The organism is Nocardia asteroides (assembly GCF_021183625.1).
Taxonomy (GTDB): domain Bacteria; phylum Actinomycetota; class Actinomycetes; order Mycobacteriales; family Mycobacteriaceae; genus Nocardia; species Nocardia asteroides_A.
Map to the genome: position 1 here is coordinate 45129 of NZ_CP089214.1, position 19916 is coordinate 65044.

The window sequence follows — 19916 nt, forward strand, 5'->3', positions numbered from 1 at the left end:
CTGCGAGCGTTCGCACCCCGCGGGCATCGGCTGACATCGCCCTGTCCTCAGCCCCGACAGGCACCCGCGCGCCGCTACGCTCCGAAACGGCGCGGCCGGGTGCCGACAAGCCCCGGCCGCGCTGATCGGAAATCACCGGCCGGCGCCGTCGCGGCGACTCCCCGTGTCGCTCACCCGAACGGGACATCCCCCTCCCGCTGCGGCGGCGCCGCTGTTGTGCGGGCGCCGCACCACCGCGCCCGCACAACCCGCCCGGTCCGGAGCGGCGGGCTCCTGAGCTTCTGATCCGTAGTCTGATGCTGCGCGAGCTGCGCCGCTGGGCCGGGGCCGGGCGGGTCAGTCGGTGCGCAGTTCCAGGCGCACGGTCTGGTGGTGGCAGCGGTAGAGCGCGACCGGGTCCATCCAGTCGTGCTCGCGGCCGTCCTCGGGCTCCAAGCGCACCGTCGGCGCCCCGGAGTCGAGGCGGCCGGGCAGCAGCATCCCGTGCCCGAGCTCGATCTCCTCCCTGCGGGCCGGGGTCGCGGTGGCGATCCCGCGCTCGGTGTCGCCGATGTGCGGGGAGTCGCGGGTGGTCGAGCACGACCGCGACCAGGCGCCCGCACTGCCCGGCCTCGGCGAGCGTGGCCGGTTCGACGGGTTCGGTGTGATCGGGGCCGGTGTACAGCGCCACCGCGCCGTAACGGTTGGTGCGGCGCTCGACCGCGGGCCAGGCCAGCACCCCTTCGCCGATCTCGTAACGCATCCGCTCGCCCCTCCTCCTCGGTGGCTCGAACGGGCCGACGCTACCGAGCACGGTGGGTCGTATCGTCAGCCGGTGGGACCGGAAGGTGCCGGTGCTCGGCCGGTCCACCCCTCACTCCGGGGCCGTGGGCCGGGCGGTGACCGGGGAATGCGGTGGAAACGGTGGTGCGGGGAGTGGGTGCGCGCGAGGATTGGGGCTGCAAGTTGCAGTGATCGCTTGGAGCTGGTGACCCCGTTGTCGCGGCAGGTTCCCGAGTGTCTGGCGGGCGCCGGCCGCACCCTTCGATGGAGAGGTTGTGAGCCCGATGAGCACTCCCATGGACCACGAAGCCGCCGAGCGCATCGGCGAGGCCGCCGAGCGTGATCCCGGCTCGGTGACCGCGCAGTCCGGCTTCGACGACCGCGCCGCCGCGGCCGCGGACCGCGACGACCCCGGCTACGACGACTACGACTACGACTACGAGTAGCCAGCCACGGCGCGGAATCTCGCGCTGCGGGCGGCGGGCTGGGTAGGCTCTCGCCCCGGCGTCCCGGGCGAGTGAGCGGGCCGGGCCCGCCGATCGGATACCGGTTAGGACGGGGCGCCGCCGTGGCGCACACGGTTCGCTCACCCGGACCAGCGCGCGGCGTCGCTCGTGTGCGGGTGCCCAGACCCCCGCGCCCGCACACACTCCGGCCGAGGCTCTCGGCCATCGTGCTGCTGTGGTCGGGCGTCGGGGTCAGGCGGCGGTGAGTGCCTCGGTTTCAGGTTCGGCGAGGGCTCGTTCGCGCAGCCCGGCGAGCACGCGGGTCAGGATCCGGGAGACCTGCATCTGGGAGACCCCGATGCGGGCGGCCACTGTGCTGGACGGCACCCGAGGACGCCCCCGTCCGAGCCCTCGCACCACCAGGTCAGGCCGCACGGGCGCCCGGACGATACGGCCGGTCTACCCGGCCGACGGGCCGTAAATCTCGCCCCCAGGGCGGGACCGCTCCGGGCGCGGCTACCGCGCGGTGCGATCCGAGGTTCGCGGTGAATGGGCGCTGCCGGTGATGGCGCGGCGGATGGCCGCGGTGCGCCGCCCCGGCACGGCGGCGCGCTACCCGGGCAGGCGTGGCCAGGAGAAATGCGCCGTCACCGCGTGCCCGCCCCGGTGCGGGTCGCAGGCGGCCTGGCGCACCGTCCTACTGTTCGTGGCCCTACCGGCCGCCGCGGCACCGGCGCCCCAGGCTGTCACCGCTGCGCGCCCAGTCCGGCGAGGAGGATCTCCATTCCGGCGGTGAACTCGGATTCGGGATCGCTGGTGCGTGCCGCGTGCGCGATCTCGATGAGCCCTGGGAACTGCTCGGCGGGCAGCGCCGCCATCCGCGCGGTGATCGCGTCCGGGCTGTCGTTCCGGTCGAGGGACAGCGGGCCGGCCAGTTCGGCTTGGGCGAATCCGGTCACATAGCCCGACACGGTGCGGAAGGCGACCAGCAGTTCGGTGCCGGTGCGCCCGCTGCGGGCGAGCGCACGGAGCAGCGCCTCGGCGGGCAGCAGGGTCGCGATATCGACGCTGCGCCGGGTGAGGATCAGCGGGATGGCGTGCGGGTGGGCGCGTATCGCACGCCACATCCGCGTGGCGACCGATCGGAGGTCCGCACGCCAGTCGCCGGTGTTCGGGCATTCCCAGGACGCCTCGGCCAGCACCGCCTCGGTGACGAGTTGTTCGAGCCCGTCCCTGCCGTCGACGTAGTTGTAGATCGTCATGGCGCCGGTGCCGATCTCGGCCGCGAGGCTGCGCATGGTCAGCCCGGCCAGACCGTGTCGATCGACCAGTGCGAGCGCGGCGGTGCGCAGCTGTTCGCGGGTGAATTTCCGGGGTGCGGGCATGGTCCTCCTTGTTTACGTACAAGGTACGTGATTAACTACGACGTGTTCACGTACAACGTACTCAATCGGAGTTCCCATGACCGTCCGCACCACCTTCCCGTCCGGCCGCGAGCACTGCGCGGCCTGGCTGACACTGCCGCAACGCCAGGGCCCGCACCCGGTCGTCGTGCTCGTGCACGGCGGCGGCGCGACCCACGAGATGATGTTGAACCAGTACGAGCGGTGGTTCAGCGACGCGGGAATCGCCGTGCTGTCCTTCGACTTCCGGCACCTCGGTGAATCCGGCGGCCTACCGCGCCAGCTGGTGAGCAGCAGGCGCTACGCCGCCGACCTCGACGCCGCGCTGGCCTTCGTTCGCGAGCACCCCGAACTCGACCCGGGCCGGATCGCGCTGTGGGGGACCTCGTTCGGAGCGAGCCATGTGCTCGCCGCGGCGGGCAGACATCCCGGGATCGCGGCCGCTGTGGTGCAGTGCCCGGTATTCAGCGGCCGGGCCGTGGTGGCGGCCGCAGGCCCGCGGCACCTTGTCCGGTTCACCGGCCCGATCGTCTCGGACCTGGTTCGCGCCGCGCTGCGGCTGCCTCGCCGCTACGTCGCCCTGGTCGGCGAACCCGGCGAGCGAGCTTTCGTGAACCGGCCCGGCGCCCTGGCGGGATGGCGGTCGGTGACCCCGGAAAGCTACCTTTTCGACAACCGGATAACCGCCGCATCCGGGCTGGACATGCTCTTCTATCACCCGGCGGGCCGGGCGGACCGCGTGCGCTGTCCGCTCCTGGTGTGCGCCTGCGACCGGGAGAACCTCATCGACCCGGCCCTCGCCGAGACGGTCGCGGCGGCCGTGCCGCAGGCGGTGGTGAAGCACTACGACACCGACCACTTCGGGGTCTACCACCCACCGATCGTCGAGCGGATCGTCCAAGACCAGATCGGCTTCCTGCGCGACCACCTCACCGTAGATTCCGGGCCGCCGCCCGGAGGCCCTGCGGTCGAGGGCGCGATGCTGTCCGACATGCACGCCACAGGGGGACTGAATCACGCCCTGGATGCCGAGGCCCGGACCGGACTCGTGCCAGGGACCGCCAGTGACCCCGAGGACCGGGATCCGCTGGCCGTGGTCAAGCGACTGGCCAACCGAGCGAGCAGAACCGCCTGAACGAGCCACCGCCGGGTGAACTGCGACAACACCTATGCTCCGAAAGACACGAAGCCCAAGGAGCACCGATGCCAGCCCTGCACGTCGAGCACACAGGTCGAGTTCTGCTCGTCAAGATGGACAACCCGCCGCACAACTTCCTGACCGGCGCCGTCATGGACGAGCTGCACGCGCTGTTCGCCTCGTTGCGGGGTGATCGGTCGGTCGGCGCGGTCATCCTGACCAGCGCGGTCGAGGGAGTGTTCGTCTCGCATTACGACGTCGGCGAAATTCTCGCGGGGGTCGAGGCCGCCCCGCTCACTGTTCCGCGCAAAGTCGCCGGTGGGCTGCTGCGTGCACAGTCGGCGATGGAAGCGGTGCCGGGCGGGCGGGTAGCGTCGGGCAAGACACCGGCCGCCGGAGTGTCGTCGCTGCTCCGCTATCACCAAACGTGCAGCCTCATCCAGAGTCTCGACAAAGTCGTCGTCGCAGCGATCAACGGACGCGCGATGGGCGGCGGCTCCGAACTCGCCCTCGCCTGCGACATCCGGATCATGGCCGACGGCGAATTCGAGCTGGGCCAGCCCGAGATCTGCGTCGGCATCATTCCCGGCGGCGGAGGCACCCAGCGGCTACCGCGGGCAGTCGGGCATGCCAGGGCATTGGAGCTGATGCTCGAAGGCCGCCCCGTCTACCCCGACGAGGCACTCGCCCTCGGCTACGTCCATCGGGTCGTCCCGCCGCACGAACTGGCACGCGAGGCAATGGAAACCGCGACCCGCCTGGCACGCCGCTCCCCCGAGGCAGTCGGCGCGATCAAACGGGCAGTCAACGGCGACCCGGCGCTGGCGAAAGGGTTACACGCCGAGCGTGCCGAGTTCCTCGCGGCAGGCTCGACGAAGGCGGCCCGCGCAGCGATGCGCGCCTACCTGGACCACCTCGACGCACTCGACACCGCCGGCGAACCGATGACGCCGGAATCGTTCACGCCGTGGCTGGAGGGCACCGCCCACGACTTCACCTGAAGGAGCGGTTGAACAAGGAGATCCGGCGACGCACCGACGTGGTCGGGATCTTTCCCGACCGGGCCTCGATCATCCGTCTGGTCGGCGCGGTCCTGGCCGAGCAACACGACGAGTGGATCGAGAGACGTCGCTACCTCGGCCTCGACGTCCTGACCCGTTCCCGCGACCTCATCGACCTCACCGGACAGGAGGACAACCCCGCAGCCCTGACCGCCTGACCACACCGATCACGCGGTGACCATCCCGCTACACCACGCCTTTGGACTTGACCCACGTCGCCGCGATGCGCAGCGGCCGCCACAGTGCCCTCACCATCAACCCGACATGACCCCCGTCTGTTCGATCGAGCTCCAGCCGCAAGGAACCGTGTGTGCGGCAACTGATCTTCGATGGACCCGACCGCTGCAGGTGGGTGGAGGTTCCCGAACCGGAACTCGCCTCAGCTGATCAGGTTCTTGTCCGTCCGGTTGTGTTGGCATGCTGTGACCTCGACTTCGACCTCGACCTCGCGGTTTCGCAGGGCCGACTGCCCATTGCGGGCGGTCAGGCTCTCGGCGATGAAGTCATCGCGCAGGTCGTCGTGGTCAGCGCGTCGTCGATCGCGATCGGCTAGGCCGACGTGGTGACGGCGTGGCCGCCCGGCACGGCGGACAGTGGCTCGGTGTCCCGGTCGCGGCGTCGAGACTCGCTACCGCGGCGTGGACGTGTCATCGCTGTCCCGCATCCCTATTCCTGGCCACGGTCCAGGAGTGTGCGGGCCGCGGCTTTGGCGCTGTGCAGCGCGCCGGGTTCTCCGGCGACCCGGGACATCAGCAGGGCGCCCTCGATCAACGAGACAATCGCGCAGGCGGCCTGTTCGGCTTGTTCGTCGGGCCAGCCGTCGGCGCGCAACCGGTCGGCGAGCGCACCGATCCAGTCGGCGAAGGCCCGTGCCGACGCTGCCCGCACGAGGGGGCTCGCGGTCACCGATTCGGTGGCGATCGGTTCGATCGGGCAACCGTCACGCTCGTCGGCCGCGAGACCGGCGGCCATCACATCCACCCAGCGGTCCATGATGTCGGCGGCCGGGGCGTCGCCGGCCAGTAGCTTGCGCAGCAGCGCACCGATCCCCGCACCGGCCGTGTCCACGACGGCCGCCGCCAATTCGGCCTTCCCCTCGGGAAAGTGGTGGTACAGCGAGCCGGCCCGGACTCCGGCGACCTCCAGGATCTGGTTGACACCGGTGGCCGCATACCCCTGCCTGCGAAACAGCTGTCCCGCGACCTCGAGCAGGGCGGCGCGGCTGCGGTCGGGTCGGGGCACGGCTCAAATCCTACTTGCGATAGTGGAAAGATCGTTCAACAATACTTGAACGACCACTCAAGAAGGGCTCACCCGTGCAGCACTTGGTTTTCGAAGACGTCGGACGGTACCGCTGGCAGCACACCGCCGACCCCGTGATCAGCGACCCGCGCCAAGCTCTGGTGCGGCCGCTGGTGGTCGCCTGCTGCGACCTGGACGTGGGCGTGGTCCAGGGCGTGCTGCCGGTGCCGCCCGGGCACGCCGTCGGCCACGAGGGCGTGGCCGAGGTGATCGCCGTCGGCGATCAGGTCACCGCTGTGCGGGTCGGGGACCGGGTGGTGGTGCCGTTCCAGATCAACTGCGGGGAGTGCGCGCCGTGCCGTCGCGGGGTCACCGGCTCGTGCGCCGCACTGCCGTTGATGGCGACCTACGGGATGGCGCCGGTCTCGGGCATGGACGGCGGCGGCTTCCTCGCCGATCTGGTGCTCGTCCCGTTCGCCGACGCCATGTTGGTCTCGCTGCCGGAGTCCGTGGATCCGGTGGCGGTGGCGTCGCTGTCGGACAACATCCCCGACGGGTGGCGCGGGGTCGGGCCCTACCGCAACGAACTGGCCGCCCTCGATGCGGCCGACCGCCGCGTGCTGGTCGTGGGCGGGCTCTCGATCGGGCTCTACACCAGCGCGCTGGCCACGGCTCTCGGTGCCCACGTCGACTACGTGGACACCGACCCGGGCAGGCTGGCCATCGCGGAGCGCCTCGGTGCCACCGTGCACGACCGCACCGGGCCCGACCGCGCCTGGTCGCCGTACCCGGTCACCGTGAACACCTCGATGAGCCCGAAACTGCTGTCCGCGACCCTGCGGGCCACCTGGCCCGACGGGGTGTGCACCGACACCGGCATCTACTTCCAGGGCTCGATCGAGATGCCCCTGTTGCCGATGTACACCCGCGGCGTCCGCTTCGTCACCGGGCGGGTGAACGCCCGCGCGGTCATCCCCGAAATCCTCGACCTGCTCGCCGGCGGCGTCGATCCCGCGATAGTGACCGATCGAGTAGTGGCGTGGGACGACGCACCCCGGGAATGGGCGGCGATGACAGGAAAAACCGTGTTCACCCGGCTCTGAACAAGGGTCCGGTGCTCGTCCATGTCGATTCCGGCCGAATCCCAGACATCCGATGGCCAGTGAGGGAAACGCATGTCTCATGACAACTCGGCACACTCGACGGGCCGCGTGGAGCAGGCCGAGGACCTCTTCGGCGACCTCGCCGGCCGATACCGTTCGACAGCGGCCGCCACCGATGTCGTTCCGTCGACGCTGGTCGACGCCGATTCGGCCGCACTCGAGCGCGACGGCTACCTCGTCATCGAGCGGCTCCTCCCGCCACAGCTCGGTGCCGATCTCGCCGCTACGCTGCCCGCCCTGCTCGGTCCGGTCGGCCGAAACGATTTCGAGGGCAGGCACACCCAGCGCGCCTACAGTCTGCTCGCCAAGACCCGGGTATGCGATCACCTCGTGGAGCACCCCCGCGTGCTCGCGCTGCTCGATCGCCTGCTGATGCCCAACTATCTGCTCTCCCAGCTGCAGGCCATCCGGATAGGCCCCGGTGCGAACCGGCAACTCCCGCATTTCGACGACGGCATGTATCCGGTCCCCCGCCCGAGGGCCGCGTTGAGCGCTGCGACCATCTGGGCGATCACCGACTTCACCGCCGACAACGGTGCCACCGTGGTCATCCCCGGCAGCCACCGCTGGGACGACGCCCGCAGGCCCACCGACAGCGACGAGCACGTCAGTATCGCGATGCCCGCCGGTTCGGTCGTCTTCTTCCTCGGCACCCTGTGGCACGGCGGCGGCGCCAACCACACCGCCGACCGGAGACGCCTCGCCGTCACCGCCCAATACTGCCAACCCTGGCTGCGGCCCCAGGAGGCGTTCACCCTCTCGACACCCCCGGCCACGGCGCGCACGGTATCGGAGAACATCCGACGCATGATCGGCTACAGCATCCACCCGCCCTTCCTCGGCATGGTCGACGGCATGCACCCCAAGCGGGTCCTCGACATCCCCGAGTAGCCCGCAGCAACGACACCTGCGACACCACCGGGCTCGGCCAGGCCCGCGCTGATGAACTCGTGGCCGCGCTGCCGGCGCGGGCCCGGCAGCCCATCTCCGCCGGCGCGGGCGCGCACGGGCCCCGCGATTACGACCGGGCGCGAGTTCGGATTCGCCAGCGAATCTTGGCCGGCGGGACCAGGTTCCACAGCGGGACCGAGGCGGCAGGATCGACAGCCAGTAGTCGGGCGGTTCGGGTGGTCCGGTGGGCCATTCGGCCAGCAGCCAGCACTCGGGCAGGCTCGCGTCGGGGCCCGGGTCGCCGGGCGTCTTGTGGCTGCCGCGATGCCAGGACAGCGCCGGCGCCTCGCGGGAGGCACGGGGCAGCGCGGCGTGCACTGCTCGCGCGTGACGGCGAGCAGAGCATCGAGACGATCGGCGTCCCGGCTGGGCAGGTAGTACGAGATCGTCGGTGCTGCCGGAGCCGCGTGGAGCCCGGCCCGCGGCCCTCGCCCGCGCGCGGTCGGTCTACGTCGCGAATCAGCTCCCCGTGACCGGGGGCGTGGTCGAGTCGATCACTGCGGCCGCCGGGCTGCCCGGACTCGACGCGCTCGCGCCTCGGTGCCCCAGTGTGAGGCCGATGTGCGGCAGATGGTTGAGGTGGATCCACAGCTGCGGCGGGAAGCCCGCGCACGGCTGCCACGCTGCTCACTCGTCCGGCCGCGCCCGCGCCAGGCACGCGAAGGCCGGCACCAAGCCGCGGTGTCGTGTCGGCGTGGCGGGCCTCGGGCAACAACCCGTGCCGCTGCTGGCTCGCCGCCGCGCCTGGAAATCACGAGGGTGGGGCAGGTCACTGATGTGAGCGACTGACCCCGCAGTAGGTGCAACAGATGAAGTACGCCTTCTCCGAGGTGCCGGTCGCGACCCTGTGTGATGTGGACGATTCGCTACTGGTCGTCGACGCCGCCATCCGGCCGATGACATCCAATCCCCGGTTGTGCGGCCCGGCGTACGCGGTGATCGCCGATGGCGAGTTCCTCTCGACGTTGTAGGGCGATCACCCAGGCGGCGCCGGGCGATGTGATCGTGGTGCAGACCAATGGCTCGCGCCTGGCGGCTTTGGGCGATGTGCTCAGCGCCGAGGCTTACCGGCGGGGACTGGCCGGAATCATCGTCGACGGCTTCATCCGGGACAGCCGGGATCTGCCGCCCCGGTTCCCGGTCTGGGCGCGCGGCGCGGTACCGAACGTCGGTCGTTCCGACGTCGCCCCCGACGTCGGCGCACCGATCCTGCTCGGTGGCGTGCCGATCACCCCCGGTGCCATCGTCCTGGCCGATCACGATGGCATCGTGTCCGCCCCGCAAGCACGGCTGGACGCCTGCGTGGAACCCGCACAGGAGATCGCGCGGACCGATGCCGCCCTTCGTGATCGAATCAACCAGGGGCGCTCGCTGCTGGACATGTCCAGCCTGGTCGATCACGTCGCCGCGATGCGCAGCGGCCGCCGCAGTGCCCTCGCCATCGACCCGTTCTGACCGCGTCTGTTCGATCGAGCTCCCGCCGAAGGAACCCTGCGTGCGGCAGCTGATCCTCGATGGACCGAGTGCTGCAGCACGCTACGGGGAGCTACCCCGACCACGAAACCGCTACCGAACACACAAGTCGGAACCTCACGCTGTCGTTTCGAGGGCGACGAGTCGGAGGTCAGGGCCGATGCCTGTATCCCGTTGAGCGGGTGTCTGATCCGAGTCAGGTTCGGTGTGTGCTCGTCCTGATCGTGTTCGCAGGTCGTATTCGATGTGTTGCTGGTGGGCCTTGAGCTCGCGGCGGCGCTGTCCGGCGGGGAGGCGGTCGAGCTCCTCGCCGGCGCGAATGATCGGCATTTGTGAGCCGTTCGCGGATCGGTGCTGGCGTGTCGGTACGGTATCGGCCGGGCGTGCTGGCCTCGTCCATCGACCAAGCAGCCATCCACCGGAGGCCAGGCCACTCGGCCCGGACCTGCGGCCGCTGCTACCCGTGTCCGGGTCGTTGTTCGCTCTCCTGCCCGGGATGTCGGGGATCGACCTGAGCGGCACGATCTCGTAGGCTTTGAACCTCACCGGCCCGGATGGTTTGCGGCTCCGGATCGGGATTCGATAGCTCCGCGCCGGGCACGCGTAGCATGCTGACGCTGATGGCCAGCAGCCACAGCATCATCAATCCGCCCAGGGTGGCGGTGGTGCCCCACCCGTTGGCGGCGTAGAAGTCGACCGGATCGTTGCCGAAGTACATCGACGGCACGAACGCCAGTTGCAACACGGCCAGGACATAGGCCGACCGCGCTGTCCAGCTCGGTAGCAGCCGTGCCTTGGACATGCCGACGCCGAATGCGAACAGGAACAGGGCCATCAGCAGCTTCGAGATCGAGCCGTAGAGGATGTAGGTGCCGCTCACCGTGATGGTCGGGTCGATCGGTTCGGCGACCTGGATCACCGCCCCGACCTCGAGACCGGTGGCGACGAACGCGGCGGTCAGCCACATCAGCCCCGCCGCCGCCGCGAGACCGCCCGCCCACTCGTAGCTCGGCGCGTGATCGCGCACCAGGTAGCGGATGCCGGACATGAACACGATGAACGATGTCAGCCCGGCGAGCCCGAGCAGGCTGCGGGTGAACACGTTCGAGTCCGGTGGGGGGCCGGAGTAGACGAAATAGAGCGGTAACTCGGCCAGTGTGAGCAGGGCTCCGATCAGGCCCGCAGTGCCGGTGACGTTGCGAAGTGTGGTGCTGTTCATGGCGTTTCTCCAGTCGGCCATTGGAGTATATGGCTTATTCTATAAGCGTTATACTCCTGATTCGAGTGGCCGCGCGTCAGACTGGAGAGTGAGTTTGTCCCCCGACCTTCCCGACGATCTCGCCCGTCTGTGGCGGCTCCGGAAGAGCTCCCGGCTCGGCCGTCCCGCCGGTCTGGACGTGGAGCGGGTGGTGGGCGTCGCCATCGACCTCGCCGACCGCGACGGCCTGGCCGGAGCTACCCTGCCCAAGATCGCCGCCGAGCTGAACGTGACTCCGATGTCGCTCTACCGCCACGTCGGCTCCAAGGACGAACTGCTCACCCTCATGGGCGACCTCGCCTTCGGCCTGCCCCCTCAATACGCACCGCCATACGGTGATTGGCGCACGATGCTGCGGCACTGGGCGCAAGCGCAATGGTTGGTGTACCGCCGCCGCCCCTGGCTCGCGCAACTTCCGACCTCCGGCCCCCCACGCGGCCCGCACCTGATCGCCTGGCTGGATGCCGGCCTGCGCGCCCTGCGCGACACCGGCGTGGACCCGGCCGCCAAACTCGGCATTCTCACCGTGATCAGCGGCTACGTCCGCCAAGCCGACCTCCTGGCCCAGCAACTCGAGCAGGGCTGGCTCTCCGACGGCGGCGACCAACTCCAGCACGAACAGAGCTACGGCCGCCGGATGGCCGAGTTGCTGGACCCCGCGCGATTCCCCGACGCTGCGGCCCTGTTCGCCACCGGCCTCTTCGAAGCGCCCCCGCCCACCGAGGACCCGACCGGCGACGATTTCCGCTCCGGCCTGGAGCTGATCCTGGACGGCGTGAGCGCCACCGTAGCCGCGAACTGATGTTCCCCTGGATCTGCAGAGCCGCCAAGTGGTCAGCCGCCTCGAATGGCCAGCGCACCGCGCGTAGTACGACCGTGAGAATAGTGAGGCTTGCTCGTGGAGCGAGACGGGCGACGGCTGGATACTCGCGTGGGTATCGGAGAGAAGGCTGACCGCGGTCAAGGGGTCGGCTCGGCTGGGCATCGGCGCCTCCGAGTGCTCTCGAGGGGGCGCCTCCGTCCCAGAGCAGCTGTGGAGTACTGGGATAGAGGCTGTGTGCGGAGGTAGGAAGGCCTTCGATATCCCAGATGTAGCCCGTCGAGAGGTCTTCGGGGAGGCGGACGTCAGCCGAACAGCGGACCGGTGAGGGTGAGGCCGAGTGCGTCGCCGGTGGCGACGACGAATCCGAACAGGAACAGTGCGGCACCGGCCAGCGAGACGTCTTTGCTGAACTGGATCTGCTCGTTCATCCGGGTCTCGGCGTCGCTGTGCCGCCAGAACGGGTGCATGAGCACCGCGGTGGGCAGCAGGAATATCACGAGCATCGCCGCGCCCAGATCGGCCCACGCGCCGAGGACGACCAGCGCGATAGCCACGAGCATCCAGATTCCGCTGGCGATCACATAGACACGACCGGGACGAAGTCCGCTGCTCTCGCAGTAGGCGGCCATCGCCTGCGTGTTCGTGAAGTGACCCAGCGCGCCGCCGATGAAGATGGCGGCGAACAGAATTCGGCCGATGAGAATGACGATATCCATCGAAGAGGTCCTTTCGGGGGAGTACGAGGGGCGACGAGTGAGCTGTCCGGAGACTTCCGGGTTTCGGCTATTCGTCGTCGGTGAAGAGGGGACGAATACCGCGAGCCGCCATGATGTGGTCGTTGCTGGCGCCCGCGGCGATCATCGGCCAGACCAGCGCGTCGTCGCCGACGATGAAGTCGATGACGACCGGGCGGTCGTTGATCGCCCGTGCCTGCGCGATGACGGCTTCGACGTCTTCTTCGCGTTCGCAGCGCAGTGCGACGCAGCCGAGCGCTTCGGAGAGTTTGACGAAGTCGGGGATGCGCCGGGAGTGGGTGGCGAGGTCGACGCTGGAGTAGCGGCCGCCGTAGTGGATTTCCTGGAGCTGTCGGACCATGCCGAGGTTGCCGTTGTTGATCAGGGCCACCTTGATCGGGATGCCCTCGATCGCGGCGGTGGCCAGTTCCTGGTTGGTCATCTGGAAGCAGCCGTCGCCGTCGATGGCCCACACCTCGCGCTCGGGGGCGGCGAGTTTCGCGCCGATGGCGGCCGGGATGGCGTAGCCCATCGTGCCGAGGCCGCCGGAGTTGAGCCAGGAGCGGGGGCGCTCGTAGCGGATGTAGTGCGCGGCCCACATCTGGTGCTGGCCGACGCCGGAGGTGTAGACGGCCTCGGGGCCCGCCGATCGGCCGACGGCCTCGATGACGAACTCGGGGGAGAGCGCGCCGCCGGCCGGGGCGGCGTAGCTGAGCGGGAAGCTGTCCTGTATCCGATCCAGTTCCTCGATCCACGGCGCGAGGTCGGTGGAGCCGGTGGCGGGGGTCGCCGCCAGCAGGCCGGTGAGGGCTTGCCTGCAGTCGCTGACGATCGGGACGTCCACGGTTCGGTTCTTGCCGATCTCGGCGGGGTCGATATCGATGTGGACGACGCGTGCCCCTGGTGCGAAGGAGGCGGCTTCGCCGGTGACCCGGTCGTCGAAGCGTGCGCCCACGGCGATCAGCAGGTCGCTCTTCTGCAGGGCGGCGACGGCGGCGACCGTGCCGTGCATGCCCGGCATGCCGTAGTGCAGGGGGTGGCTGTCGGGGAAGGCGCCGCGTGCCATGAGTGTGGTGACCACCGGGATCCCGGTTGCCTCGGCGAATTCGAGCAGCTCGGGTGCGGCCCCGGATTTGATGACGCCACCGCCGACGTAGAGCACCGGCCGGTGGGCATCGGCGATCAGCTGTGCGGCCGCCCGGAGCTGTGTGGTGCTGGGTTTGTTCTCGGGGCGGTATCCGGGCAATCGCAGCACGGGGGGCCAGTCGAAGACGGTCCGGGACTGCAGGATGTCCTTGGGGATGTCGACGACGACCGCCCCGGGCCTGCCGGTGGAGGCGATGTGGAAGGCCTCGGCCAGGGTGCGGGCGATGTCGTCGGCTGCGGTGACCAGGAAGGTGTGTTTGGTGATCGGTGCGGTGATACCGGCGATGTCGGCTTCCTGAAAGGCGTCGGTGCCGATCAGGCGGCTGCTCACCTGGCCGGTGATGGCCACGAGCGGAACCGAGTCCATCTGGGCGTCGGCGATGGCGGTGACCAGGTTGGTGGCGCCGGGCCCCGAGGTCGCCATGCACACGCCGACCTTGCCCGAGGCCTGGGCGTAGCCGGTGGCGGCGTGCCCGCCGCCCTGTTCGTGGCGGACCAGGATGTGGCGGACCTTCCTGGACTCCAGCAGCGGGTCGTAGACGGGAAGGATCGCCCCACCGGGGATTCCGAAGACCACCTCGGCGCCCAGCTCCTCCAGCGAGCGCACGACAGCCTGGGCGCCGGTCACGGCTTCGAGGACGTGGTCGAGAGGTGCGGCCGCGGTCTGCGTCGCCTGGGGCCGGTGCTGGGAGAGGGTGTGGCTCACGGGAGTACCTCAGTGGTCGACCGATTCCCGGACGTCCGGGTTCGGTGGCGGTGACTGGCGGGCGGGAGCTTCGTGAGCTGCTGGTTCGTGCGGTGCGGGCGTCGGCCCGGCGGCACGGGGGGCCCGGGTGCAGGGGTGGCGCATCGGGCTCGGTGGTTCGGGTGTCGGTTCAGCGTCGTGTCGCGCTGTGGTCGTTCTCGGGGTGGTGCAGGGCGAGTTTGCGGTAGCAGAGCTGGCGCACCAGCCGCGCGAGCGGCTGGTCGAGGCCGTGGTCCTTGCGGGTGTTGAGCAGCCACAGCACGCGCTGGTAGAAGACGGGCGGGGTGACTCCGAACGTGGGGAGGATGTATTCGTCGCCGCCGTCGAACCGGTGCCACCGGGTCGCGAATTCCAGCATCGAGTCTTCGTTCGGAGTCATGGATTCCTCGCTCGCTAGGTCAGATCGTCTGCGGTGAAACCGTTTTCGAGCTTGTTCTTGACGGCGGTGAGGTAGCGCGCGGCATCGGCGCCGTCGACGATGCGGTGGTCGTAGGAGATCGAGAGGTAGGCCATGGAGCGGGCGCTGATGGTCAGGTTTCCGTCGCGGCGGTCCGGGACCAGGCGTTCGACCACGGCGCCGGTGCCGAGGATGCCGGTCTGGGGCTGGTTGATGATGGGGGTGTCGAACAGCGCGCCGCGGCTTCCGGTGTTGGTGAGGGTGAAGGTGCCTCCGCCCAGCTCGTCCGGGCCGATCTTGCCGGTACGTACACGCTCCGCCTTGTCCGCGATCGCCTGGGCGAGACCGGCGATGGTGAGGGTGTCGGCATCGCGGATGACCGGCACCATCAGGCCCTTGTCGCTGTCGACGGCCATCCCGAGATGAACGTGGCCGTGGTAGGTGACCTCGGTGACCTCGGGGTCGAGCGAGGCGTTGAGCATCCGGTGGGTGGCAAGGGCTTGGACCGCCGCCTTGGCGAAGAACGGCAGGAACGACAGCTTCACGCCGGTGCGGGCGAGGAAGGCGTCCTTGTGCTGGGCGCGCAGGGTGGCGATGGCGGTGACATCGACCTCGAGCACGCTGGTCAGCTGAGCGGAGATCTGCAGGGATTCGACCATGCGCGCGGCGATGGTCCGGCGGATCCGGGGCAGCTTCTCGACCTTGGTGCCGGGTTCGGCGGGCGTTGCTGCTGCGGCCGCGGGAGTCCTGGCGGGTGCCGGTGTGGCCACGGGAGTCGGTGCGGGCGCCTCGGAAGCCAGCGCCGGGGCAGGAGGCGGTGCTGCCGGAGCGGGTGCGGATGTCGCTGTTGGAACGGAGGTCGGAACGGGTGCGGGTGCCGGACTCGCTGTGGGTGCCGGAGCGGGAGCAGGAGCAGGTGCCGGTTCCGGGTCAGGTGCCGGTCCCGGGACAGGTACCCCCGCTCCTGCAGGTGCGGACGCGGCAGCCGGTGCTGGCTCCGGTGCCGGAGCAGCCGGCGGCGGGGTCTCCGCCGGTGCCGGAGCTCCTGCCCCGGACTCCGCCGCGATGATGGCGAGCGCGGTGCCGACCGCGACGACACTGTCCTCCTCGACGAGGATCCGGTCGAGGATGCCCGCGGCGGGCGCGGGGATTTCGGTGTCGACCTTGTCGGTCGCGACCTCCAGCAGGGGTTCCTCGGCCTCGACGCGGTCGCCGGGTGCTTTGAGCCAGCGGGTGATGGTGCCTTCCTCGATGCTCTCGCCGAGGGCGGGCATGTGCACGGTGGTGGTGGCCGCGATCTGGTCGGTGGTCATGGGGTTGCGGGCTCCTGGGTCGGGTCCGGGTCAGGGCAGGATGTCGAGGGCGGCGCGCACGATGCTGTCGGTGTCGATGCCGTGGTAGCGGTAGACGTCGTCGAGCGAGCCGACCTGGCCGAACTTGCTGACGCCGAGTGCGGTGCTGCGCACCTGGTTGATCCCGGACAGGAATGCCAGGGTGTGCGGGTGTCCGTCGAGGACGGTGACCATGGGGGTGGCGCGGTCGGCGGGGAAGAGCTGGTCGAGGATCCAGCTCTCGCCGCTGCCGCGGCCCTGGCGGGCCTGCAGCGCCTCGAACAGCAGCCCGGGGCTGGTGACGCAGACGACGTCGGCGGGCACGCCTGCCTGCTCGAGACGTTCGCCCGCGGCGAGCGCCTCGGTCAGCAGGGCCCCCACGGCGACGATGGTCAGCGTGGCATCCGCGCGGCGGACCAGCGGGTAGCCACCGGCCACGACCTGGCGCCTGCGCCGTTCGCGGGCGGCGGGATCGGCGGGCACGTCGGCCAGGGTCTGGTCGACGGGGCGGGTGGAGAGCCGCAGGTAGGCCGAGGTGCCGTCGGGGCGGCCCATCTTGGCCAGGCTGGCGAGCAGGGTCCACTCGACGTCGATGGCGAAGGCGAGGTCGTAGCTGACGCAGCCGGGCTGCTCCAGGCCGATCGAGGGCGTCTTGATCGACTGGTGGGCGCCGCCCTCGGCGGCCAGGGTGACCCCGGAGGGGGTGCCGACCAGGATGGACTGGCCGCCTGCGTAGATGCCGTAGGACCAGGGTTCAAGGGCGCGCTCGACGAACGGGTCGTAGAGGACACCGATCGGGAACAGCGGTTGCCCCCAGCGGCTCCAGGTGGCGCCGAGTTCGCCGATCAGGCCGACGAGGTTGGTCTCGGCGATGCCGAGTTCCATGTGCTGGCCGGTCGGGCGCTCGTTCCAGTGCATGATCGTCTCGGCGTCGTCGGCGAACCAGTTGTGGCGTTCGTCCGAGGACCACACGCCGACCTTGTTCACCCAGCCGCCCAGGTTGGTGGTGGAGCTGACATCGGGGCTGACCGTCACCACCCGCTGGGCGGCCTCGGGCGCGGCGCGGGTCAGGTCGAGCAGCGCACGGCCCAGCGCGGCCTGGGTGGTGGAGGTGCCCTTGGGGATCCGGCCGAACTCGGTCGGGATCGGGATCGAGGGCAGCGCGGGCACCGGGTCGCGGTGCAGCGTGGCCGCCGTCGCGTCGCACAGGCTCGCCGCGGCTGTGCCGGATTCGAAGCGCTGCCACGGCTGGTGCGGGTCGTAGCCGATGCCTTCGGCGAACCGGGTGTACTCGTCGATGGTGAGCAGCGCGGAGTGGTTCTGCGGGTGTCCCTGGGTGGGCAGGCCGTAGCCCTTGATGGTGTAGGCGATGATCACCGTCGGGCGCGTGTCGTCGATCTGCCGGTAGGCCTGGATCAGGGCGGGCAGGTCGTGGCCGCCGAGGTTGCGGATCGCCGCGGTGACGGTGTCGTCGTCCAGGTCGGCGATCAACGCGGCGATCGCCTCGCTGCCCGCGCCGGTTCCGGGGAGCCGGGTGCGGATCTCGGCCGCGCTGCACCGCAGCAGCCGCTGGTACTCCGGGTTGGACATGTCGAGGATGCGCGTGCGCAGTGCGTCGCCGCCGGGGCGGGCGAACAGCGATTCCAGCAGCCGCCCGAACTTGACGGTGATGACCTGCCAGCCCGCGGCCTCGAACATCTTCTCCAGCCGGCGCGCGGCGATATTGGGCACCACGCGGTCCAGCGACTGGCGGTTGAGGTCGACGATCCACACGACCTCGCCCAGCTCGGCGATGCCGGGGTCCAGGATCGCCTCCCACACCGCGCCCTCGTCCAGCTCGGCGTCGCCGACCAGCGAGTACTGGCGGCCCGCGCCGGTCGCGGTCAGATGGGTGTCGACGTAGCGGCGGGCCATCGCTCCCCAGATCGGGGCGGTCGCTCCGATGCCGACCGATCCGGTGGAGTAGTCGACGGGGTCGGGATCCTTGGTGCGGCTGGGGTAGGACTGCAGCCCGCCGAACTCGCGCAGCGTCGTCAAGTACTTCTCGTCGAGCTCGCCGAGCAGGTAGTTGATGCCGTGCAGCACGGGGGAGGCGTGCGGTTTCACCGAGACCCGGTCACCGGCGCGCAGCTGGTCGAACCACAGCGCCGTCATGATGGAGACCATCGAGGCGCACGAGGCCTGGTGCCCGCCGACCTTCAGGCCGGTCGGGTTGGGCCGGACGCGGTTGGCGTGGTGGACGATCGAGGTGGACAGCCACAGCAGCCGTCGCTCGATCGACTCGAGGGCGTCGAAATCCGGATCGCCGGTGGCGCTGGGGAGCGCGGAGGTGATCGACGGGGCAACGGGGGCGGGGGTCATGAACCTCTCCTTGCGTGCAGCATGCGACTGCGCGGGGGTGTGGATGAAGTAGCCGGGCGAGAGGAGCCTGTGGGCTCGTCCGCACGGGGGAGACGGGGTGGTCGAACCGATGCGTGAGGTGATCGACCCCGTCCTGCCGAGGTGTTATAACAGTGGAACAGGTGGTCTCGGACTGCGCAATACCCGAGGTCCGGCGTGCGCAGAATGCACACGAGCAGCGGGGGGCCGAGAGGAACGGTGGGCACTATGACAACCACGCACCACGCCGACGAGATCGACGCCCGACTGCTGCTCGCGCTCGCGCGGACCCCGCGCGCCACCACGGTCGCGCTGGCCGAACGGACGGGGCTGTCGCGCAACACCGTGCAGGCCAGGCTGGGCAGACTCGAGGAGGCCGGGGCGCTGCTGTCCTTCGAGCGGCGCATCGATCCGGCGACGCTGGGCTACCCGCTGCGGGCCTACATCCTGACCAACGTCACTCAGCGCAAGCTCGCGCAGGTCTCGGCCGCGCTCGACGAGATCCCCGAAGTGCTCGAGGTGCTCGGCCTCAGCGGCGTGGCCGACCTGCTCATCCATGTCGCCGCCCGTGACGCCGAGGATCTCTACCGCGTGGCGGGCGACATCCTCGGGATCAAGGGCGTGAAACGCACCAATACCGCCCTGGTGATGCGGCAGCTGGTCGATCACCGGGCCGAGCAGCTGGTCGAGAAGCTGCTGTGAAGCGGTGTTATAACATCGGAGCGAGTGTGGATCCACAGCGGAACGGGGAGCGGGTATGAGCCGGGCGGCCGACAGCGAGATCGTACGAACGCTCACCCCGACCTCGGTGCCCGAGCAGGTGGCCAAGGAGATTCGGCGCTCGATCCTCTCGGGCCGGTTGCGGCCGGGGCAATCGTTCTCGCTGCGCGAGATCGCCGGGCAGCTCGGCGTGAGCTTCATCCCGGTCCGCGAAGCGCTGCGCGACCTCGAAGCAAAGGGGCTGGTCATCACCAGCCCCGGCAAGAGCGCGATGGTCGCGCCGCTGTCCCACGATGATGTGCACGGCATCTACCGGCTACGTCGCCAGATCGAGCCCGAAATCGCCGGTCGCGCAGCCGGACTGCTGCGCGACGACGACTTCGCCCGGCTCGAGGATCACCTGGCGATGCTCGCCGACGCAGCGCTGGGCATCGATGAGGTCTACGAAGCCCATCACGCCTTCCACCTCGGCTTGCTGCGTCCCGCGGCCACCACGTGGGATGTGCTGATCCTCGAACGGCTCTGGCGCGCCGCCGAGCGGTACGTGCGGCTGGCGTTCGCCGGACGGGATAGCGATCCGGAGGAGCCGCATCGGCGGTGGTGCGCCCACAACGATCTGCTGGTGGCGACCCGGACTCGCGACGCGCGCAAGGTCGCCGCGGCGACCCGCAAGCACCTGGCCGGCAACGAGCAGATCGCCCTGCGCGCGCTCGATCCGATTGCGCCGTAGCCGAAGACATTTCG

The 19916-nt window shown here is 69.9% G+C and carries 21 protein-coding genes and 2 pseudogenes; 12 read left to right on the forward strand and 11 right to left on the reverse strand.

All coding sequences use genetic code 11. From position 1 onward, the window contains the following. Window positions 1-336 precede the first annotated feature (336 nt). Window positions 337-480 (reverse strand): hypothetical protein, encoded by a 144-nt coding sequence (locus LTT61_RS00195; RefSeq protein ID WP_233017868.1) that lies wholly within the window; start codon window positions 478-480, stop codon window positions 337-339. Between the two features lie 566 nt (window positions 481-1046). On the opposite strand from LTT61_RS00195, the gene LTT61_RS00200 reads away from it, so the two are divergent. Beyond that, complete coding sequence (locus LTT61_RS00200; RefSeq protein ID WP_233017869.1) at window positions 1047-1208, forward strand: hypothetical protein; 162 nt, start codon at window positions 1047-1049, stop codon at window positions 1206-1208. Between the two features lie 252 nt (window positions 1209-1460). Here the strand turns inward: LTT61_RS00200 and LTT61_RS32575 are convergent, their stop codons facing one another. Further along, window positions 1461-1595, reverse strand: a complete 135-nt coding sequence (locus LTT61_RS32575) for a hypothetical protein (protein ID WP_269821832.1) — start codon at window positions 1593-1595, stop codon at window positions 1461-1463. 359 nt (window positions 1596-1954) lie between these two features. Beyond that, window positions 1955-2593: a TetR/AcrR family transcriptional regulator gene (locus LTT61_RS00205; RefSeq protein ID WP_233017870.1), complete on the reverse strand. Its 639-nt coding sequence runs from the start codon at window positions 2591-2593 to the stop codon at window positions 1955-1957. A 76-nt stretch (window positions 2594-2669) separates the two neighbouring features. Here LTT61_RS00205 and LTT61_RS00210 point away from each other — a divergent pair, with 76 nt between their 5' ends. The 4 genes and pseudogenes from LTT61_RS00210 (at window position 2670) to LTT61_RS00225 (ending at window position 5363) form a co-directional block, all read left to right on the forward strand. Continuing rightward, on the forward strand, window positions 2670-3746 hold the full coding sequence (locus LTT61_RS00210) for an alpha/beta fold hydrolase (RefSeq protein WP_233017871.1): 1077 nt from the start codon (window positions 2670-2672) through the stop codon (window positions 3744-3746). A 68-nt stretch (window positions 3747-3814) separates the two neighbouring features. Further along, entirely contained in the window at window positions 3815-4750 is a 936-nt protein-coding gene (locus LTT61_RS00215; RefSeq protein ID WP_233017872.1) for an enoyl-CoA hydratase/isomerase family protein, read from the forward strand. Beyond that, window positions 4750-4968, forward strand: a pseudogene (locus tag LTT61_RS00220) (transposase); the annotation flags it as partial. The gene LTT61_RS00215 and the pseudogene LTT61_RS00220, both read left to right, overlap by 1 nt. A gap of 152 nt (window positions 4969-5120) precedes the next feature. Next, window positions 5121-5363, forward strand: coding sequence for a hypothetical protein (locus LTT61_RS00225; protein WP_233017873.1), 243 nt, complete (start codon window positions 5121-5123; stop codon window positions 5361-5363). Window positions 5364-5476: 113 nt separating this feature from the next. On the opposite strand, the gene LTT61_RS00230 is transcribed toward LTT61_RS00225, so the two are convergent. Further along, entirely contained in the window at window positions 5477-6052 is a 576-nt protein-coding gene (locus LTT61_RS00230) for a TetR/AcrR family transcriptional regulator (RefSeq protein ID WP_233017874.1), read from the reverse strand. A 74-nt stretch (window positions 6053-6126) separates the two neighbouring features. On the opposite strand from LTT61_RS00230, the gene LTT61_RS00235 reads away from it, so the two are divergent. Continuing rightward, window positions 6127-7155 carry a zinc-dependent alcohol dehydrogenase gene (locus LTT61_RS00235; protein WP_233017875.1) on the forward strand — a complete coding sequence of 343 codons (1029 nt, stop codon included), beginning with the start codon at window positions 6127-6129 and terminating at the stop codon, window positions 7153-7155. 72 nt (window positions 7156-7227) lie between these two features. After that, window positions 7228-8106, forward strand: a complete 879-nt coding sequence (locus LTT61_RS00240) for a phytanoyl-CoA dioxygenase family protein (protein WP_233017876.1) — start codon at window positions 7228-7230, stop codon at window positions 8104-8106. A 148-nt stretch (window positions 8107-8254) separates the two neighbouring features. Here LTT61_RS00240 and LTT61_RS32855 read toward each other — a convergent pair. After that, window positions 8255-8397, reverse strand: a pseudogene (locus LTT61_RS32855) (IS701 family transposase); the annotation flags it as partial. Window positions 8398-8975: 578 nt separating this feature from the next. Here LTT61_RS32855 and LTT61_RS00245 point away from each other — a divergent pair. Further along, the gene (locus tag LTT61_RS00245; protein ID WP_233017877.1) at window positions 8976-9137 is read left to right on the forward strand and encodes a hypothetical protein; all 162 of its coding nucleotides are present in this window, start codon (window positions 8976-8978) and stop codon (window positions 9135-9137) included. Beyond that, a complete protein-coding gene (locus tag LTT61_RS00250) occupies window positions 9112-9621 on the forward strand; it encodes an RraA family protein (RefSeq protein ID WP_233017878.1) in 510 nt (169 codons plus the stop codon). The genes LTT61_RS00245 and LTT61_RS00250 overlap by 26 nt, the downstream gene beginning before the upstream one ends. Window positions 9622-10096: 475 nt before the next feature. Here LTT61_RS00250 and LTT61_RS00255 read toward each other — a convergent pair whose 3' ends face one another. Further along, a complete protein-coding gene (locus tag LTT61_RS00255) occupies window positions 10097-10858 on the reverse strand; it encodes a hypothetical protein (RefSeq protein WP_233017879.1) in 762 nt (253 codons plus the stop codon). Window positions 10859-10946: 88 nt separating this feature from the next. On the opposite strand from LTT61_RS00255, the gene LTT61_RS00260 reads away from it, so the two are divergent. Next, the gene (locus LTT61_RS00260) at window positions 10947-11699 is read left to right on the forward strand and encodes a TetR/AcrR family transcriptional regulator (protein ID WP_233017880.1); all 753 of its coding nucleotides are present in this window, start codon (window positions 10947-10949) and stop codon (window positions 11697-11699) included. 323 nt (window positions 11700-12022) lie between these two features. Here the strand turns inward: LTT61_RS00260 and LTT61_RS00265 are convergent, their stop codons facing one another. From LTT61_RS00265 to LTT61_RS00285, 5 genes are all read right to left on the reverse strand, one after another. After that, window positions 12023-12436 (reverse strand): DoxX family protein, encoded by a 414-nt coding sequence (locus tag LTT61_RS00265; RefSeq protein WP_233017881.1) that lies wholly within the window; start codon window positions 12434-12436, stop codon window positions 12023-12025. A 67-nt stretch (window positions 12437-12503) separates the two neighbouring features. Further along, window positions 12504-14306: an acetolactate synthase large subunit gene (locus LTT61_RS00270; protein ID WP_233017882.1), complete on the reverse strand. Its 1803-nt coding sequence runs from the start codon at window positions 14304-14306 to the stop codon at window positions 12504-12506. Between the two features lie 169 nt (window positions 14307-14475). Further along, window positions 14476-14724, reverse strand: a complete 249-nt coding sequence (locus tag LTT61_RS00275; RefSeq protein WP_233017883.1) for a hypothetical protein — start codon at window positions 14722-14724, stop codon at window positions 14476-14478. A gap of 14 nt (window positions 14725-14738) precedes the next feature. Next, window positions 14739-16055 carry a 2-oxo acid dehydrogenase subunit E2 gene (locus LTT61_RS00280; protein WP_233017884.1) on the reverse strand — a complete coding sequence of 439 codons (1317 nt, stop codon included), beginning with the start codon at window positions 16053-16055 and terminating at the stop codon, window positions 14739-14741. Between the two features lie 30 nt (window positions 16056-16085). Continuing rightward, a complete protein-coding gene (locus tag LTT61_RS00285) occupies window positions 16086-18434 on the reverse strand; it encodes a transketolase-like TK C-terminal-containing protein (RefSeq protein ID WP_233017885.1) in 2349 nt (782 codons plus the stop codon). A gap of 246 nt (window positions 18435-18680) precedes the next feature. Here LTT61_RS00285 and LTT61_RS00290 point away from each other — a divergent pair, with 246 nt between their 5' ends. Further along, window positions 18681-19154 carry an Lrp/AsnC family transcriptional regulator gene (locus LTT61_RS00290; protein ID WP_233017886.1) on the forward strand — a complete coding sequence of 158 codons (474 nt, stop codon included), beginning with the start codon at window positions 18681-18683 and terminating at the stop codon, window positions 19152-19154. Between the two features lie 55 nt (window positions 19155-19209). After that, a complete protein-coding gene (locus LTT61_RS00295; RefSeq protein ID WP_233017887.1) occupies window positions 19210-19902 on the forward strand; it encodes a GntR family transcriptional regulator in 693 nt (230 codons plus the stop codon). The last annotated feature ends 14 nt before the right edge of the window (window positions 19903-19916 follow it).

What these genes read in the sequence shown, in the direction of transcription:
- LTT61_RS00275 (WP_233017883.1), bottom strand. Translation starts at nt 14,724, where the DNA reads ATGACTCCGAACGAAGACTCGATGCTGGAATTCGCGACCCGGTGGCAC.
- LTT61_RS00200 (WP_233017869.1), top strand. Translation starts at nt 1,047, where the DNA reads ATGAGCACTCCCATGGACCACGAAGCCGCCGAGCGCATCGGCGAGGCC.
- LTT61_RS00255 (WP_233017879.1), bottom strand. Translation starts at nt 10,858, where the DNA reads ATGAACAGCACCACACTTCGCAACGTCACCGGCACTGCGGGCCTGATC.
- LTT61_RS00240 (WP_233017876.1), top strand. Translation starts at nt 7,228, where the DNA reads ATGTCTCATGACAACTCGGCACACTCGACGGGCCGCGTGGAGCAGGCC.
- LTT61_RS00280 (WP_233017884.1), bottom strand. Translation starts at nt 16,055, where the DNA reads ATGACCACCGACCAGATCGCGGCCACCACCACCGTGCACATGCCCGCC.
- LTT61_RS00205 (WP_233017870.1), bottom strand. Translation starts at nt 2,593, where the DNA reads ATGCCCGCACCCCGGAAATTCACCCGCGAACAGCTGCGCACCGCCGCG.
- LTT61_RS00290 (WP_233017886.1), top strand. Translation starts at nt 18,681, where the DNA reads ATGACAACCACGCACCACGCCGACGAGATCGACGCCCGACTGCTGCTC.
- LTT61_RS00250 (WP_233017878.1), top strand. Translation starts at nt 9,112, where the DNA reads ATGGCGAGTTCCTCTCGACGTTGTAGGGCGATCACCCAGGCGGCGCCG.
- LTT61_RS00195 (WP_233017868.1), bottom strand. Translation starts at nt 480, where the DNA reads ATGCTGCTGCCCGGCCGCCTCGACTCCGGGGCGCCGACGGTGCGCTTG.
- LTT61_RS00285 (WP_233017885.1), bottom strand. Translation starts at nt 18,434, where the DNA reads ATGACCCCCGCCCCCGTTGCCCCGTCGATCACCTCCGCGCTCCCCAGC.
- LTT61_RS00210 (WP_233017871.1), top strand. Translation starts at nt 2,670, where the DNA reads ATGACCGTCCGCACCACCTTCCCGTCCGGCCGCGAGCACTGCGCGGCC.
- LTT61_RS00265 (WP_233017881.1), bottom strand. Translation starts at nt 12,436, where the DNA reads ATGGATATCGTCATTCTCATCGGCCGAATTCTGTTCGCCGCCATCTTC.
- LTT61_RS00295 (WP_233017887.1), top strand. Translation starts at nt 19,210, where the DNA reads ATGAGCCGGGCGGCCGACAGCGAGATCGTACGAACGCTCACCCCGACC.
- LTT61_RS00245 (WP_233017877.1), top strand. Translation starts at nt 8,976, where the DNA reads ATGAAGTACGCCTTCTCCGAGGTGCCGGTCGCGACCCTGTGTGATGTG.
- LTT61_RS00215 (WP_233017872.1), top strand. Translation starts at nt 3,815, where the DNA reads ATGCCAGCCCTGCACGTCGAGCACACAGGTCGAGTTCTGCTCGTCAAG.